The organism is Natrinema soli (genome assembly GCF_028618695.1).
The window spans coordinates 1-15,277 of record NZ_JAQIVI010000458.1; the positions used below are offsets into that span (position 1 = coordinate 1).

Consider the following 15,277-nt stretch of genomic DNA (forward strand, 5'->3'; position numbering starts at 1 on the left):
GCGAACTCGCGGAGGTGCCGCTCCGGCCGGCCGAGGACGCGTCGAACGGCGACGCGACCGACGACGGCGGCGAGCCCGAGGAGACCGCCGACGCCGCCTCGCTGGGTGATTTCGCGTGAGGGTCGACCGCGTCCGCCTGCTGAACTTCAAGTGTTACGGCGATGCCGACCTCTCGCTCGAGCGCGGCGTCACCGTCGTCCACGGCGTCAACGGCAGCGGGAAGTCGACGCTGCTCGAGGCCGTCTTCTTCGCGCTCTACGGCTCGAAAGCGCTGGACGAGCGCACGCTCGACGACGTCATCACGACGGGTCAAGAGGAGTGCGAGATCGAACTGTGGTTCACCCACGACGGTCGCGAGTATCACGTCGAACGCCGCCTCAAACTCCGCGGTGATCGGGCGACGACGACGAAGTGCGTCCTCGAGACGCCGACGGAGACCATCGAGGGCGCTCGAGACGTTCGTCGGGAGGTGACCGAACTCCTGCGGATGGACGCCGAGGCGTTCGTCAACTGCGCGTACGTCCGACAGGGCGAGGTGAACAAGCTCATTCACGCCTCGCCGAGCGATCGCCAGGACATGATCGACGACCTCCTCCAGCTCGGCGCGCTCGAGGACTACCGCGAGCGGGCCAGCGACGCTCGACTCGGCGTCAAAACCGTCCTCGACGGCCAGCAGGAGGTGCTCGAGGACGTTCGAAAACAGGTCGAGCAAAAGGAGGACAAGGAGCTCCACGAGCGGCTGAACGGCCTCGAGTCCCGCCGCACGGACATCGCCGACGAGATCGATCGGTACGAATCACAGCGCGAGCAGGCACGGGAGACGCTCGAGACCGCCGCGGACGTCCTCGAGCGCCACGAGGAGACCCGCGAGGAGATCGCGGAACTCGACGACGAGATCGACGAGCTGCGGTCGAAGATTTCGGAGACCGAGCGCAAGCGCGAGGACGCGACCGACGAGCTCAGCGAGATCCGGAGTCGACACGAGGAGCTCGCGGACGAGCGCGCCGACCGCCTCGAGGACGTCGATCTCGAGACGGCCGATCCCGACGAGGAGGCCGTTCGGAACCGCACCGAGGAACTCGAGGCCCGAGACGAGGAGCTTCGAGACGAGCTCGAGGAGGTCCGAGTAACGATCACGGAAGGGACCAACGAGACCGAGCGGCTCCGCGAGGAGGCGGACGAACTCGAGGAACGAGTCGAACGGGCCCGCGAGGAGGCGGACGAACTCGAGGATCAGATCGAGGTCGACGAGGAGACGATCGCCGATCGCGAGGAGAAACTCGACGACCTCGACGAACGGATCGAGGACGCGCGGGCGACGTTCGACGACGCGTCGGTCGAGTTCGGGGCGGCCGAATCACACCTCGAGGAGCTCGAAGCCGAGCGCGAAGAACTCGTCTCGGCACACAACGACATCACCGCCGATATCCGGGCCGCTGAGAACGCGATCGAGGAGGGCGAACGACTGCTCGAGGAGGGGAAGTGTCCCGAGTGCGGCCAGCCGGTCGAGGACTCGCCCCACGTCGACGTGCTGGACGAACGCCGGGAGGAACTCGCCGACCTCGAGGCCGAACACGAGGAACTCGAAGCCGAGCGAGACGACGTCGACGATCGCATCGACCGCACCGAGGAACTGCGAGAGGCCGAACGGCGGGTCGATCGACTCGAGGAGAACCGCGACAACATCGATCAGCTGCTCACGGAGAAACGCGAGAGCCTCGTAGACCGGCGCGACCAGCGCGACCAGTTGCGGGACGACGCCGAGGAGTACGAGGCCGACGCCGAGGAAAAGCGGGCCGCAGCGGACGAGCGCGAAGACGAGATCACCGCCGCGCGCGAAGCGCTCGGCGAGATCAATACCGAGCGCGGAGAGATCTCGGAGACGCTCGAGTCCCTCGAGCGCATCTCGGAGATCACCGCCGAGCGAGCCGCCCTCGAGAACGACATCGAGAACCTCCGCGAGCGCAGAGACGACTGGGAGACGATGAACGACGAGCGCCGCGAGACGCTCTCGGCAAAGCGCGACCGCAAGCGCGAACTGGAGTCGGCGTTCGACGAGGAGCGAGTCGAAACCGCTCGCGAGGACAAGGCGAACGCCGAGACCTACATCGAACAGGTCAACGAGAAACTCGACGAACTCGAGGAAAAACGGAACGGAATCCAGAACGCCATCGGCGCGGTCGAGAACGAACTCGAGGAACTCGAGCGCCTCCGGGAGCGCCTCGAGACGGTCGAGGATCGCTGCGAGCGACTCGAGTCGCTCTACGACGAGGCCGAGACGCTGCAGACGACCTACGGGGAACTACGGGCGGAACTGCGCCAGCACAACGTCGAGACCCTCGAGCGCCTGCTGAACGAGACGTTCGATCTCGTCTACCAGAACGACTCCTACGCGGCGATCGACCTCGACGGCGATTACCGGCTGACGGTCTATCAGAAGGACGGCGAGGCGCTCGAGCCCGAACAGCTCTCGGGCGGCGAACGGGCGCTGTTCAATCTCAGCCTGCGGTGTGCGATCTACCGACTGCTCGCCGAGGGGGTCGACGGGACCGCTCCCATGCCGCCGCTGATCCTCGACGAACCGACCGTCTTCCTCGATTCGGGCCACGTCACGCAACTCGTCTCGCTGGTCGAGTCGATGCGCGATCTCGGCGTCGAACAGATCGTCGTCGTCAGCCACGACGAGGAACTCGTCGGCGCGGCCGACTCCATCGTCCGCGTCGAAAAAGATGCGACGTCGAACCGCTCGCGACTCGAGCGCGGTCAGCCGCCGGAGGCGGAACTACTCGCGTCGGACTAATGGCAACCGAAGGGTCGTCACCGTCTCGAGCCGGCCAGTTCGTTCGCGCTCAGGTCCCTTCCACCGCCGACCCGTCCGTCGTCTCGAGACTCGGCCGGATCGCTTCGAGTGCGGTCTCACACGTCTCGGTGATTCGATAGCCGCGCTCGCCGGCGACGTCGGTTTCCTCGAGCAGCCCGGCGGCGGTGAGGACCGTGAGCCGGCCGTGCAAGTCGCTCTCGCAGACGTCGTAGGCGTCGAGCAGGGCGCGGACGCCGAGCGGTCCGCGCACAGAGAGCTCGACCAGTAGCCCCAGCGTTTCCTCGTCGTGGACGGCGGTCAGCAGCGTCAAAACCGGATCGCTCACGCTTCGCGCAGCCGTCTCGAGGGCCGATTCGTCGCCGACCGCCTCGAGACGGTCGTTCTGGATGTAACACTCGTTGCCGGTTTCGGGGTCGCGAACCAGACTCGCGCTGTCCGATCGTTTGCAGAGCAGGTACCGTTTGCCGGTGTCGTCCTCGACTGTTTTCATGATCGGTGGTCTCGGTTCGATGACTGTCGTTGAGTCACGTCGCGTGAAGTAGTTTCGGCCGGATCCTCCACGGTGCGTCCGGCCGTTTCCGCGTTGTCACCGGGTCCGTCCGCATTGTCACCGGATCCGTCGTCGACGGCGGTATCGTGTTCAGTCGCTGCGTTGCGTTCCGTAGTCGTGTCGTGTCCCGTGGTCGCGTCGCTTTCAGTGTCAGCGCCGTCGTCCCGAAACCGTCTGTAGCGACGACCGGCCAGCCCGAACAGAACGAGCCCGGCGACGACGAGGACACCGCCGCGGGTCAAATCCCCCTCGAAGGCGAGCACTAACAGCCCGAGCGAGAGGATCAGAACCGCGGCGTTGATAACCAGTACTAGCGTCCAGAAGGTCTGGAGAACGTCGTCCGGAACGTCCGTCTCGGCGGTGGAAACGGCGGGTGGCTCGATGGCGCTCGAGAGATCGCCGGGGTCGTCCGGCCCGTCGTCTCCGGTCGACACCTGTGGAATCGTCAACCCGTCGCTGTCGGGATCGTAGAACTCCTCTTCGGGGTCCCACTCCTCGGGCTCGTTCTCGTTCCGGTCGAATACCACATGCGATCCGATGACCAGCGGGAGGAAAAGCGTTCGCTTCGCGAGTGCCGTTTCAAACGGACTCCTGTCAGTTATTTCCGGCGCACCCCCGGCCCGCCATGCGGGTGCGCCTGTACACAGTGACAGCAGACCGTCTCAGGCCAGATTCTCGAGCGTGAGCGTTCGGGAGGTCTCTACCCACGCCAGCGGGTTCTCGGCGTCGTAGAAGACGACGCCGTCGTCGGTCTCGTAGGATTCGATCGTTGCGGTCCCCTCGGGTTCGCTGCTCGGTTCACTCCGATCCGTCGCATCGTCTTTCATGTGGGTGGACACATCGATCACCTGGTCCCATGCTATGTGTTACCAAGTTATATGTCTTGTTGCTCCTGCAAGCCTTCGATATCACACATAAATAGTCCCCATATGGAGAATAAATAACCATGTTTCCCAGCAGAATAATACTGCCGCAGTCACTATGGCTATGAAACGACGACGCTACGTGCGGGCCCTGTTGGGGGCCGCAACGATCGGTACCGCGAGCGGAATCGGCAATACGAGCGCGACGACGTGGTTTGATCCGACGGTCACGACCGAAAGCGGCCCTGTCCGCGGCGAAACCGTCGGCGAGACGGACGTCTTCAAGGGGATTCCGTACGCCGAACAGCCGGTCGGCGACCGACGGTGGCGACCGCCGGAGATCCCCGGCGAGTGGGAGGGGACGCTCGAGGCGACGGAGTACGGCCCGGCCTGTGTCCAGCGCGGCGGGCTCGCCACGATCGCCGGCAGCGAGCCCGAGATTTCCGGGAGCGAGGACTGTCTCAACCTGAACGTCTGGTCGCCGTCGGACGCGACGCCCGACGATCCGGCACCGGTGATGGTCTGGATTCACGGCGGCGGTTACACGAGCGGCAGCAACCGCTACGACTCGAGGCGGCTCTCGGCGTTCGGCGACGTGGTCGTCGTGACGATCAACTACCGGCTGGGGCCGTTCGGCTTCTTCACCCATCCGGACCTCCTCGCGGAGGATCCCAGGAACGTCAATCAGGGCTATCAGGACATGCGTGCGGCGCTCCGGTGGGTCCAGCGCAACGTTCGTGCCTTCGGCGGTGATCCGAACACGGTCACGATCTTCGGCGAGTCGGCCGGCGGGAACGCGGTGTTGACGCCCATGAGCGATCCGGCCGCCGAGGGACTCTTCCACCGCGTCATCTGCGAAAGCGGCCCAGTCGTCAGCGACCTCCTCGACCGGGAGGCGGCCGCTCAGGTGGGCGTCGACCTCGCCGATGCGGTGGGCTGTGCCGGGAGCGACGCGACGGACTGCCTGCGCGAGAAATCGCCGGAGGATATCCTGACCGCGAACGCCGACGACTCGTCGGGCGAGAGCACGCTCGACGAGCCACTCGGCGTCGTGGTCGACGGCGAAGTGGTCGAGAAACACCCCGCGAAGCGATTCGCCGACGGCGAGTTCGCTGACGTACCGTTGATCACCGGCGCGAACGCCGACGAGACGCAGCTGTTCCTCCTCGGAACCGACGTGTCGACCGGCGAGGAGTACCGGGCGACCGTCGAAGACCGGTACGGCGAACTCGCGGACGCGGTCCTCGAGACCTATCCGGCCGACGCCTACGAGACCCCGAAGGACGCGCTCGTCGCCGCGACGACCGACGCGACCTTCCGCTGTGGCGACCGACTGGTCGCGCGCTGGATCGACGAAAACGGCGGCACCGTCTACCGGTACCTCTTCGACGACGCGCCGACGTACCCCCTTACGTTCCTCTCGCTGCTCGAGGACGACGTAGGGGCCTATCACGCGGCCGAACTCGCCTACGTCTTCGGCGGGGACGTCACGCAGGGCGGTACCGCGCTGGCGCGTCTCGGTTTCCGAGACAAGTTGCTCTCCCGGCGGATGCGAGACTACTGGACGACCTTCGCCACGACCGGAGACCCGAACAGTCGACTCCGACCCGACTGGCCGCAGTTCACCGCGGGCGAGCAGGCACAGGTTCGGCTCACCGAAGACGAGATCGTTCGGGAATCCGGCCCGAAACCGGAGTGTCGGCTCTGGGAGTCGGTCTACAGGGACAACGTCGGGCTCTGAGTGGCTCGAGGTCGCGCCGGACCTCCCGTCGTGTCGGTCGCAGCAGTCGAGCGCTCCCCGTGTGACACCGCTCGCGGGCGGGGATTGCAGGGGTTTTTATCCGCCCACTGCAAATCTCGGTATCATGACTGAGGCGGGCCAGACCGGACTCACGGAGTTCGGCGGCGACTCCGAGGAGACCGACGACCGGCCGGCAGAAGAGGCGGTTGCCATCGCCGGTAACGGCGGATCGAACGCCACAGAGGTGATCGACGTCGTCGAGGAGACGCTCCCCGAACCCGAGGGCGAACTCGAACTCGCCGTGATGCAGGTCGACTACACGATCGCCGGCTACGGCGACGAGGAGCGACCGATCATGCACGTGTTCGGGCGGACGCCCGAGAGCAAACTCGAGCACGTACAGGTCGTCGGCTTCCAGCCGTACTTCTACGCGCCGACGGAGACGCTCGAGCGACCGCCAGCGGAGCAGTACGATCGGCTCACCGGCAGCGAGGAGTACGACGAGGACGGCGAGCCCTACGAGAGCATTCGGGGCGAGAAACTCACCAAGATCTTCGGCCAGACGCCCCGGGACGTCGGGCAGATCCGGGACGACTTCGATCACTTCGAGGCCGACATCCTGTTCCCGAACCGGTTCCTGATCGACAAGGACATCCGGAGCGGCATTCGGGTGCCGGAGCGACGCGCGGACGACGAGTCGCTGGTCGTCCCCCACACCGAAGTCGAGGCGGCCGACGTCGACGCCGACCCTCGCGTGAACACGTTCGACATCGAGGTCGACGACCGGCAGGGGTTCCCCGAGGACGGCGAGGAACCGATCGTCTGTCTCACCAGCCACGACTCCTACCGCGACGAGTACATCATGTGGCTCTACGAGGCCCCGGTCGGTGACGGCGAGATCCCCACCGAAATCGACGACTACGACCCCATCGAGGGGGCGATCGACCACGAGGTCCGATGCTTCGGCGAGGAGGAGGCGATGCTCGAGGCCTTCATCGAGTACATCGACGACACCGATCCCGATATTCTCACGGGCTGGAACTTCGAGGACTTCGACGCGCCGTACTTCCTCGACCGCCTCGAGGAGCTCGCGGGTCCCCACCACGAGTACGACCTCTCCATCGACCAGCTCTCCCGAGTCGACGAGGTCTGGCGCAGCAACTGGGGCGGCCCGGACATCAAAGGGCGGATCGTCTTCGACCTGCTCTACGCCTATCAGCGGACGGTCTTCTCCGAACTCGACTCCTATCGGCTGGATGCGGTCGGCGAGGCGGAACTGGGCGTCGGGAAGGAGCGCTACGCCGGCGACATCGGCGACCTCTGGGAGGGCGATCCGACCAGGCTGCTCGAGTACAACCTCCGGGACGTCGAACTCTGCGTCGAACTCGACCGCCAGCAAGAGATCGTCACCTTCTGGGACGAGGTGCGCTCGTTCGTCGGCTGTAAACTCGAGGACGCGCCGACGCCGGGCGACGCGGTCGACATGTACGTTCTCCACGAGGCCTACGGGCGGTTCGCGCTGCCCTCGAAGGGCCAACAGGAGGCCGGCGAGGAGTACGAGGGCGGCGCGGTGTTCGAGCCGATCACGGGCGTCAAGGAAAACGTCACCGTGCTCGACCTGAAGTCGCTGTACCCGATGTGCATGACGACGATCAACGCCTCGCCGGAGACGCGGGTCGATCCCGAGAAGTACGACGGGAAGACCTACGTCGCGCCGACCAGGCCCGAACCGACCCACTTCCGCAAGGAGCCCGACGGCGTCATGCGAGAGATGATCAACGAGCTGCTTGCCGAACGCGAGGAGAAGAAATCCCAGCGCAACGAGTACGAACCCGGTACTCGGGAGTACGAGCAGTACGACCGACAGCAGGGCGCGGTCAAGGTCATCATGAACTCGCTCTACGGGGTGTCGGGGTGGGAACAATTCCGGCTCTACGATAAGGATGCGGCATCCGCGATCACCGCGACCGGCCGCGAAGTGATCGAGTTCACGGACACCGCCGCAGGCGAGCTGGACTACACCGTTGCGTACGGGGACACGGACAGCGTCATGCTCGAGCTCGGCCCCGACGTCTCGAAGGAGGATGCCATCGAGCAGTCCTTCGAAATTGAAGAGTACATCAACGGCCGCTATGACGACTTCGCGCGCGAGGACCTGAACGCCGAGGACCACCGCTTCCAGATCGAGTTCGAGAAGCTCTATCGACGATTCTTCCAGGCTGGCAAGAAGAAACGATACGCGGGCCACATCACCTGGAAGGAGGGCAAGGACGTCAACAACGTCGACATCGTCGGCTTCGAGTACCAGCGCTCAGACATCGCTCCGATCACCAAGGAGGTCCAGCACCGGGTCATCGAGATGATCGTCCGCGAGGGCGACGTCGAAGGCGCGAAGGAGTACGTCAACGGCGTCATCGAGGACGTACTGGCGGGCGACATCTCGCTCGAGGACATCGCGATTCCGGGCGGGATCGGCAAGCGACTGGACAACTACGACACCGACACGGCGCAGGTCCGCGGCGCGAAGTACGCTAACCTACTGCTGGGCACCAACTTCCAGCGCGGGAGCAAACCCAAGCGGCTCTACCTCGATCGCGTCGATCCGTCGTTCTTCGAACGACTCGAGGCGGAAGAGGGGTTCGACGCCCGCACCGACCCACTCTACGGCGCGTTCAAGCGCGATCCTGACGTCATCTGCTTCGAGTACGAGGACCAGATCCCCGAGGAGTTCGAGGTCGACTACGACAAGATGCTCGAGAAGACGCTGCAGGGGCCGATCGAGCGCATCCTCGAGGCGCTCGACATCTTGTGGGACGAAGTCAAGAGCGGGCAAGAGCAGACGGGACTGGACAGTTACATGTGAGTCGGTGACGACCTCGAAGCGAGCGCCGCCGTCCGTTCCCGCAGTCGCCCGAATGAACCTCGCTGTGCTCGAGCCTGTGGGTTTCCGAAACGAAAAATAATCTTCTCGAAATCGGACCGCATCCAATCGAACACGAAAACGTTATGGGGCGAACGGCCCTTGGTCAATACGACAGAATACTATGGCACGCCTCGAACTAAACAACCTGCACGCGGAAGTGGCGGAGGGCGACGAGACGATCCTCGAGGGCGTTACCCTCGAAGTACAGTCGGGCGAGATTCACGCCCTGATGGGCCCGAACGGCTCCGGGAAGTCGACGACCGCGAAGGTCATCGCCGGCCACCCGGCCTACGAGGTCACCGACGGTGAGGTCCTGCTCCACCTGGAGGACGAGGAGTTCGGTCCGAACATCGAGATCGACGAGGACCAGCGCACCTGGGACCTGCTCGACCTCGAGCCCAACGAGCGCGCCGCGCTCGGCATCTTCCTCGGCTTCCAGTACCCGGCCGAGATCGAGGGCGTCACGATGACGAACTTCCTCCGAACGGCACTGAACGCCAAGATCGAGGAGCGCGAGGAGCTCTTCGAGGACGAGGACGGCGAGGAAGTCGACGCTGAGGACGACGGCTTCGAGACCTCGCCGATGGAAGGGAACGTCGACGAGGGCGAGATCGGCGTCGCCGAGTTCCAGCAGATCCTCCAGGAGAAGATGGAACAGCTGGAGATGGACGAGAAGTTCGCCCAGCGCTACCTCAACGCCGGCTTCTCCGGCGGGGAGAAGAAGCAAAACGAGGTGCTGCAGGCCGCTATCCTCGAGCCCTCGATCGCCGTTCTCGACGAGATCGACTCCGGGCTCGACATCGACCGGCTGCAGGACGTCTCGAACGGGATCAACGCGCTGCGCGACGAGCAGGGCACCGGGATCCTCCAGATCACCCACTACCAGCGCATCCTCGACTACGTCGAGCCCGATCACGTCCACGTGATGCTCGACGGTCAGATCGCCAAGAGCGGCGGGCCGGAGCTCGCCGAGAAGCTCGAGGACAAGGGGTACGACTGGGTCCGCGAGGAAGTCTACGGCACCGCGTAACCGAATTTGGCTAGAACAACCGTAATAACGCTACAGCCGTAAACACAACTACATCAACCAATGAGTTCCGATCAAGACCACCTAAAAGAGACAGACACCGAGGCTCGGTTCGAGTTCAAGAAGGAGGAGAACTCCGCCGTCAGGTCCGGGAAGGGCCTGACCGAGGAGGTCATCCGCATGATCTCCGACGACAAGGACGAACCCGACTGGATGCTCGAGCGGCGTCTCCGCGCGCTCGAGCAGTACCAGAACATGCCGATGCCGTCCGACTGGCCCGGCATGCCCGACCTCTCCGAACTGGACGTCGAAGAGATCATCCCCTACATCCGCCCGGACGTCGACAAGCGCGAAGGCGTCGACGACTGGACGGAGCTGCCAGACGAGATCAAGGACACGTTCGACAAGCTGGGCATTCCGGAAGCGGAGAAGAACGCCCTCTCGGGCGTCGGTGCCCAGTACGAGTCCGAAGTCGTCTACCAGAACATGCAGGAGCAGTGGGAGGAGAAGGGCGTCGTCTTCTGTAACATGGACGAGGCCGTTCGCGAGCACCCCGAACTCGTCAAAGAGCACTTCATGACGACCTGCGTGCCGCCGAGCGACAACAAGTTCGCCGCGCTGCACGGGGCCGTCTGGTCCGGCGGGTCGTTCGTGTACGTCCCCGAAGACGTCACCGTCGAGATGCCCGTTCAGGCCTACTTCCGCATGAACTCGGAAGGGATGGGGCAGTTCGAGCACACCCTCATCATCGCCGAGGAAGGCTCCGAAGTCCACTACATCGAGGGCTGTTCCGCACCGAAGTACGGCACCCACAACCTCCACTCGGGCGGCGTCGAGGTCTTCGTCGGCGAGGACGCGCACGTTCAGTACTCGACCGTCCAGAACTGGTCGAAGAACACGTTCAACCTGAACACCAAGCGCGCCATCTGCGAGGAGAACGGCACGATGGAGTGGGTCTCGGGCAGCATGGGATCGAAAGTGACCATGCTCTATCCGTGTACGATCCTCAAGGGTCGCGGTTCGACCGACACCCACATCACCATCGCCCTGGCGGGCGAGGGCCAGAACATCGACACCGGAGCGAAGGTCTACCACAACGCACCGGAAACCAGTTCGACCATCGAGTCCAAGTCGATCTCCAAGGACGGCGGCCGCACCAACTACCGCGGTCTCGTCCACATCGCCGACGGCGCCGAGAACTCGAGCACCGCCGTCGAGTGCGACGCGCTGATGTTCGACAACGAGTCCACCTCGGACACCATGCCGTACATGGAGATCGAGGAGTCGAAGGTCGACGTCGCTCACGAGGCGACCGTCGGCAAGATCGGCGACGAGGACATCTTCTACCTCCAGTCGCGCGGACTGGACGACGACGACGCCAAGAAGATGATCGTCGCCGGCTTCATCGAGCCGATCACGGAGGAACTGCCGATCGAGTACGCGGTCGAACTCAACCGCCTCATCGAACTCGAGATGGAGGGGAGCCTCGGATAATATGAGCGCAGGAACAGAGGTACACGCCAATCTGACCGATGCACAGGTACGCGAAATTTCGGGCGACCTCGAGGAACCCGAGTGGCTCCTCGAGACCCGTCTCGAGGCCCTCGACGCGCTCGAGGACCTCGAGATGCCCGACGTCATCCGGACGCCGGGTCGGGACTGGACGAACCTCCACGAGCTGGACTTCGAGTCCCTCGTGGACCCGCTGAACGCGGCCGAGGACAAGGACCAGATCGGTCCCGACGAGGCCGAGGTTCTCTCGTGGGCCGACGCGGTCCAGGAACACGAGGACCTCCTGAAGGAACACTTCGGCACCACCGTGGACCCGCAGGAGAACTACCTGACGGCGCTCTCGACTGCCCTCTTCAGCACCGGGACGGTCGTCTACGTCCCGGAAGGCGTCGACGCCGAGGACGTTGCCATCCGAACTGAGCAGAACTCCCGGTCGCTGTTCAACTACACGCTCGTCGTCACCGAGGAGTCGTCTTCGGTCACAATCGTCGAGCGCCAGTCCACCGGCGCAGAACAGGATGAACAGTACTACAGCGGCGTCGTTGAGGTCGCCGCCGGCGAGAACAGCTACGTGCAGTACGGCAGCCTCCAGAACCTCTCGGAGGAGGCCTACAACTTCACCGTCAAGCGCGGCGTCGCCGACACCTACGCCACGATCGACTGGATCGAGGGCAACCTCGGTACGCAGCTGACCAAGACCGAAGTCTCGACGACGCTCAGCGGCGACTCGTCGGAAACGCAGATCGTCGGGGCCTTCTACGGCCACAACGATCAGCACTTCGACCTCGACGCGAAGGTCTGGCACCGCGCGGAGCACACGACCGCCGACCTCGTCACCCGCGGCGTTACCGACGACGTGGCTCGCTCGGTCTACGAAGGCGTCCAGGACGTCGGCTCCGACGCGTGGGACACCAGTTCCTACCAGCGCGAGAACACGCTGATGCTAAGCGACGAGAGCGAGGCCGATGCCTCCCCGAAGCTGATCATCAATAACCACGACACCGAGGCCAGCCACTCCGCGACAGTCGGCCAGATCGACGCGGAGGATCTGTTCTACATGACCTCCCGCGGCGTCGATCCGCGTTCGGCCCGCAACATGCTCGTCGAGGGCTTCTTCGTGCCCGTCCTCGAGGAGATCGATGTCGACGAACTCCGTGACGACCTCGAGGGACTGATCGGTGCGCGACTCCGGCAGCGAGACTAACTGCTCTCGCAGCTGTTTTGATTCGGTTTCTATCCGCGCTGACTGCCCGTTTTCGCTGTCCGTGCTCCGAGACGACTAAGTAACAGCGGCCCTCTTGTCACGATATGAGTTTGGGACAGCGTGTCTCGAGCGACCACCAGTTGACTCGATTGCTTCAGATCGGGGTCGTACTGGAGGAACTCGTCGAGTCACGCGCCGCCCACCACATCGAGTCCCTGCCCCCCCAAGAGCGGGCGGAGTTCGACGAGGAGGTGGAGGAGTTGCTCGCGGAGGCTGCGACGGAGTCGGCCGAGCACCGCGAGCGACTCGAGGCGCTGATCGACGATCTCGAGGCTGAAACGGTCGGATACGAGGAGATCAACGCGCTGGTCGACGCCCAGTATGGGCCGCCGGAGGACACGGACGGCGTTCTCTACGATCAGCTGGCGAACGAGGAAACGGCCTACAAGTTCTACGACGATCTGATCGACGCGATCGAGGCTTCGGACGCCGCGTTCGCCGTCGATCGCGATCGGCTACTCGAGACGCTGTACAGCATCCGCGAGGAGGAAAAAGAGGGGGTCGAGGAAGTGACCGAGATCATGGAGCACAGAGCATGACCGTGGGATGGACGAGCGCGGCGGCCGCTATCGATGACTCGCCGCCTGATGCCCGCATCGGCTCCCGGATTCGAGTACACCGGCGCAGCACGGACGCGCCCCGCGGCGGTCCCGACGGAGGGAGAGCATGAACACCGCAGATCAATATCTCAAAGCGATCTATCTGGCGCAGCGAATCGAGGACGGCCCCGCATCGACCGGGACGCTCGCGGATCTGCTCGAGGTGAGTCCGGCCAGCGTCAACGAGATGGTCGGCAAACTCCAGGACCGCGAACTCGTCGACCACGAGAAGTACAAGGGAGCCAGTCTGACCGACGAGGGACTCGAGCGCGCCCACAACGCCCTCCAGACCTACTGTATCATCGAGCGGTTCCTCGCGAACGTCCTCGAGGTCGAGGAGTTTCGCGACGAGGCCGGCGCCCTCGAGAGCGTCATCGACGACACCGTCGCGGAACGGCTGGACACGATCATCGACCGGCCCGAGCAGTGTCCCGACTGTTTCGATGCCGAAGCGGACTGCTGTGAACTGCTCGAACTCGAGGCCGGCGGTCACGCGGACTGAGACGATCTTTTATACCGTCCGAAGATGCACTTTCGGATTCCTGTTGTGTCTTTCGACGAACGCTCCGTATCGGCCAAACACAGCTTCCGAGGAACGATATTGCAACTGTTACTCGTGTCATCACACGCCCTATAATTTGGTACAAGTCTGAAATAGACAAAGAGATGAATGTCCACGATGCGACGCAATCAGCAACGCGGAGAGAAAAGAGGTGATGGCGGTTCGACGATTCTGGTCGAGGAACAATCAGATGAATCCACAACACAGGCAATACTACGGGGAATTACTGCGTTGAAGGGGGTCGCTGAAACTGAGCTTGATCCAATCTACAGCAGTATCGAGACGGATTCGATGGAACAGTTACTAGACCATTCACGTATGCATGATTCTACTGTCTCTGTTACGTTCGATTTTGAGGGGTGTACCGTTTGTGTCCGCAGCAAAGAGGACATACAAATAACAAGTACTTCATCGTATATCGGTTGACAGCACCGTTGGTTACGTGTGGTCAGGCTGTCGTTGGTCTCCGAATCGGATATATCGCCGCCCGATAATCGCCGCAGCGACGAGGGCGACGACAACCGCGACGCTGAGGCCGATCGGAAACGACCAGGTATCGCCGGACCAGTCGGCATCGAACACGTCGGCGTAGTAGTTTGCGACCCGCTCGCCGTGGAGCGCGACGAGTACCTCGCGATTGTTCTCGAGCGAGTTCGCGTTCCAGTTAGCGCTGCCGACGATTGCGACCTCGCGGTCGATTACCACGCCCTTGGCGTGGATCTTTTCGAATCGGTCGGTGTCCGCGACGAGTCGAACCTCGAGCGGGAGGTCCTCTCGGTCGGCGATCCGCTTGAGGTCGGCCGCGAGCCGTTCGTTTTCGTCCGCGTTGTACCACGCAGATCCCAACAGAAGCCGAACGTCGACGCCGCGGCGGGCCGCCTCGAGGGTCGACTCGAGCAACGAGACGTCGGCGGTGATAGCGGGCTGGATGACGAGGATCTCGTCGTCCGCACCGGCGAGTAGCTCCCGCAGTCGGCCCTCGGCGTTGTCCGGCGCGATCAGAAGTTCGGCCGAGTCGACGGGAACCGTCGCGGGCTCGTGAGTAGTCGGGAACTCGGATCGAGACGACAAGAAGCCTTGCTCCTCGTCGTCGACGAACGAGGTGTTCGCTCGGTAGGCTTCGCCCGATACCGTGTCCCAGCCCTCGAAGTCGGCCCGAAAGACGGTCGCCAGATCGGCTGCGAGCGTTCCGTCCTCGAGTCGGACGCCCCAGCCGCGGCTGCTTTCGCCTCCGATTCCCGAGTTCTTCCAGTTCTCGCTGGTGACCAGCACGCGGTCGTCGGCGACGGCGTACTTGGGATGGTGATACCGGTAGCGCCCGCTTTCGCCGCCGATGACCCGCACGCCGACGCCGTCGGCCTCGAGCGTCTCGAGTAGCTCGAGGGTCCACTCGGGCGGCATCTCGTCGATCTCGA

The 15,277-nt window shown here is 63.9% G+C and carries 13 protein-coding genes; 9 read left to right on the forward strand and 4 right to left on the reverse strand.

Annotated elements, in window-relative coordinates:
• Positions 1 to 115: 115 nt before the first annotated feature.
• Positions 116 to 2,800, forward strand: a complete 2,685-nt coding sequence (rad50, locus tag PGX04_RS23980; RefSeq protein ID WP_273740807.1) for a DNA double-strand break repair ATPase Rad50 — start codon at positions 116 to 118, stop codon at positions 2,798 to 2,800.
• Between the two features lie 49 nt (positions 2,801 to 2,849).
• Here the strand turns inward: rad50 and PGX04_RS23985 are convergent, their stop codons facing one another.
• The 3 genes from PGX04_RS23985 to PGX04_RS23995 all read right to left on the reverse strand — a co-directional run bounded on the left by PGX04_RS23985 (position 2,850) and on the right by PGX04_RS23995 (position 4,198).
• A complete protein-coding gene (locus tag PGX04_RS23985; RefSeq protein WP_273740808.1) occupies positions 2,850 to 3,311 on the reverse strand; it encodes a DUF7346 family protein in 462 nt (153 codons plus the stop codon).
• A complete protein-coding gene (locus PGX04_RS23990; protein ID WP_273740809.1) occupies positions 3,308 to 3,898 on the reverse strand; it encodes a DUF7322 domain-containing protein in 591 nt (196 codons plus the stop codon). The genes PGX04_RS23985 and PGX04_RS23990 overlap by 4 nt, the downstream gene beginning before the upstream one ends.
• Before the next feature lie 135 nt (positions 3,899 to 4,033).
• The gene (locus PGX04_RS23995; protein WP_425498461.1) at positions 4,034 to 4,198 is read right to left on the reverse strand and encodes a DUF7331 family protein; all 165 of its coding nucleotides are present in this window, start codon (positions 4,196 to 4,198) and stop codon (positions 4,034 to 4,036) included.
• Positions 4,199 to 4,352: 154 nt separating this feature from the next.
• Here PGX04_RS23995 and PGX04_RS24000 point away from each other — a divergent pair, with 154 nt between their 5' ends.
• The 8 genes from PGX04_RS24000 (at position 4,353) to PGX04_RS34775 (ending at position 14,288) form a co-directional block, all read left to right on the forward strand.
• The gene (locus tag PGX04_RS24000) at positions 4,353 to 5,975 is read left to right on the forward strand and encodes a carboxylesterase/lipase family protein (RefSeq protein WP_273740810.1); all 1,623 of its coding nucleotides are present in this window, start codon (positions 4,353 to 4,355) and stop codon (positions 5,973 to 5,975) included.
• A gap of 124 nt (positions 5,976 to 6,099) precedes the next feature.
• Positions 6,100 to 8,838 carry a DNA-directed DNA polymerase gene (locus PGX04_RS24005; RefSeq protein ID WP_273740811.1) on the forward strand — a complete coding sequence of 913 codons (2,739 nt, stop codon included), beginning with the start codon at positions 6,100 to 6,102 and terminating at the stop codon, positions 8,836 to 8,838.
• 181 nt (positions 8,839 to 9,019) lie between these two features.
• Complete coding sequence (locus PGX04_RS24010) at positions 9,020 to 9,928, forward strand: ABC transporter ATP-binding protein (RefSeq protein ID WP_273740812.1); 909 nt, start codon at positions 9,020 to 9,022, stop codon at positions 9,926 to 9,928.
• 60 nt (positions 9,929 to 9,988) lie between these two features.
• Positions 9,989 to 11,419, forward strand: a complete 1,431-nt coding sequence (sufB, locus tag PGX04_RS24015) for a Fe-S cluster assembly protein SufB (RefSeq protein ID WP_273740813.1) — start codon at positions 9,989 to 9,991, stop codon at positions 11,417 to 11,419.
• 1 nt (position 11,420) lies between these two features.
• Positions 11,421 to 12,641: a Fe-S cluster assembly protein SufD gene (sufD, locus tag PGX04_RS24020; protein WP_273740814.1), complete on the forward strand. Its 1,221-nt coding sequence runs from the start codon at positions 11,421 to 11,423 to the stop codon at positions 12,639 to 12,641.
• Between the two features lie 104 nt (positions 12,642 to 12,745).
• Positions 12,746 to 13,240 (forward strand): ferritin-like domain-containing protein, encoded by a 495-nt coding sequence (locus PGX04_RS24025; RefSeq protein WP_273740815.1) that lies wholly within the window; start codon positions 12,746 to 12,748, stop codon positions 13,238 to 13,240.
• A 127-nt stretch (positions 13,241 to 13,367) separates the two neighbouring features.
• Positions 13,368 to 13,802 (forward strand): metal-dependent transcriptional regulator, encoded by a 435-nt coding sequence (locus PGX04_RS24030; RefSeq protein WP_273740816.1) that lies wholly within the window; start codon positions 13,368 to 13,370, stop codon positions 13,800 to 13,802.
• A 177-nt stretch (positions 13,803 to 13,979) separates the two neighbouring features.
• Positions 13,980 to 14,288 (forward strand): HalOD1 output domain-containing protein, encoded by a 309-nt coding sequence (locus PGX04_RS34775; protein ID WP_377043350.1) that lies wholly within the window; start codon positions 13,980 to 13,982, stop codon positions 14,286 to 14,288.
• A gap of 12 nt (positions 14,289 to 14,300) precedes the next feature.
• Here the strand turns inward: PGX04_RS34775 and PGX04_RS24035 are convergent.
• Positions 14,301 to 15,277: phospholipase D-like domain-containing protein (locus PGX04_RS24035; protein WP_273740817.1), on the reverse strand; the 977-nt coding region annotated here is incomplete at its 5' end.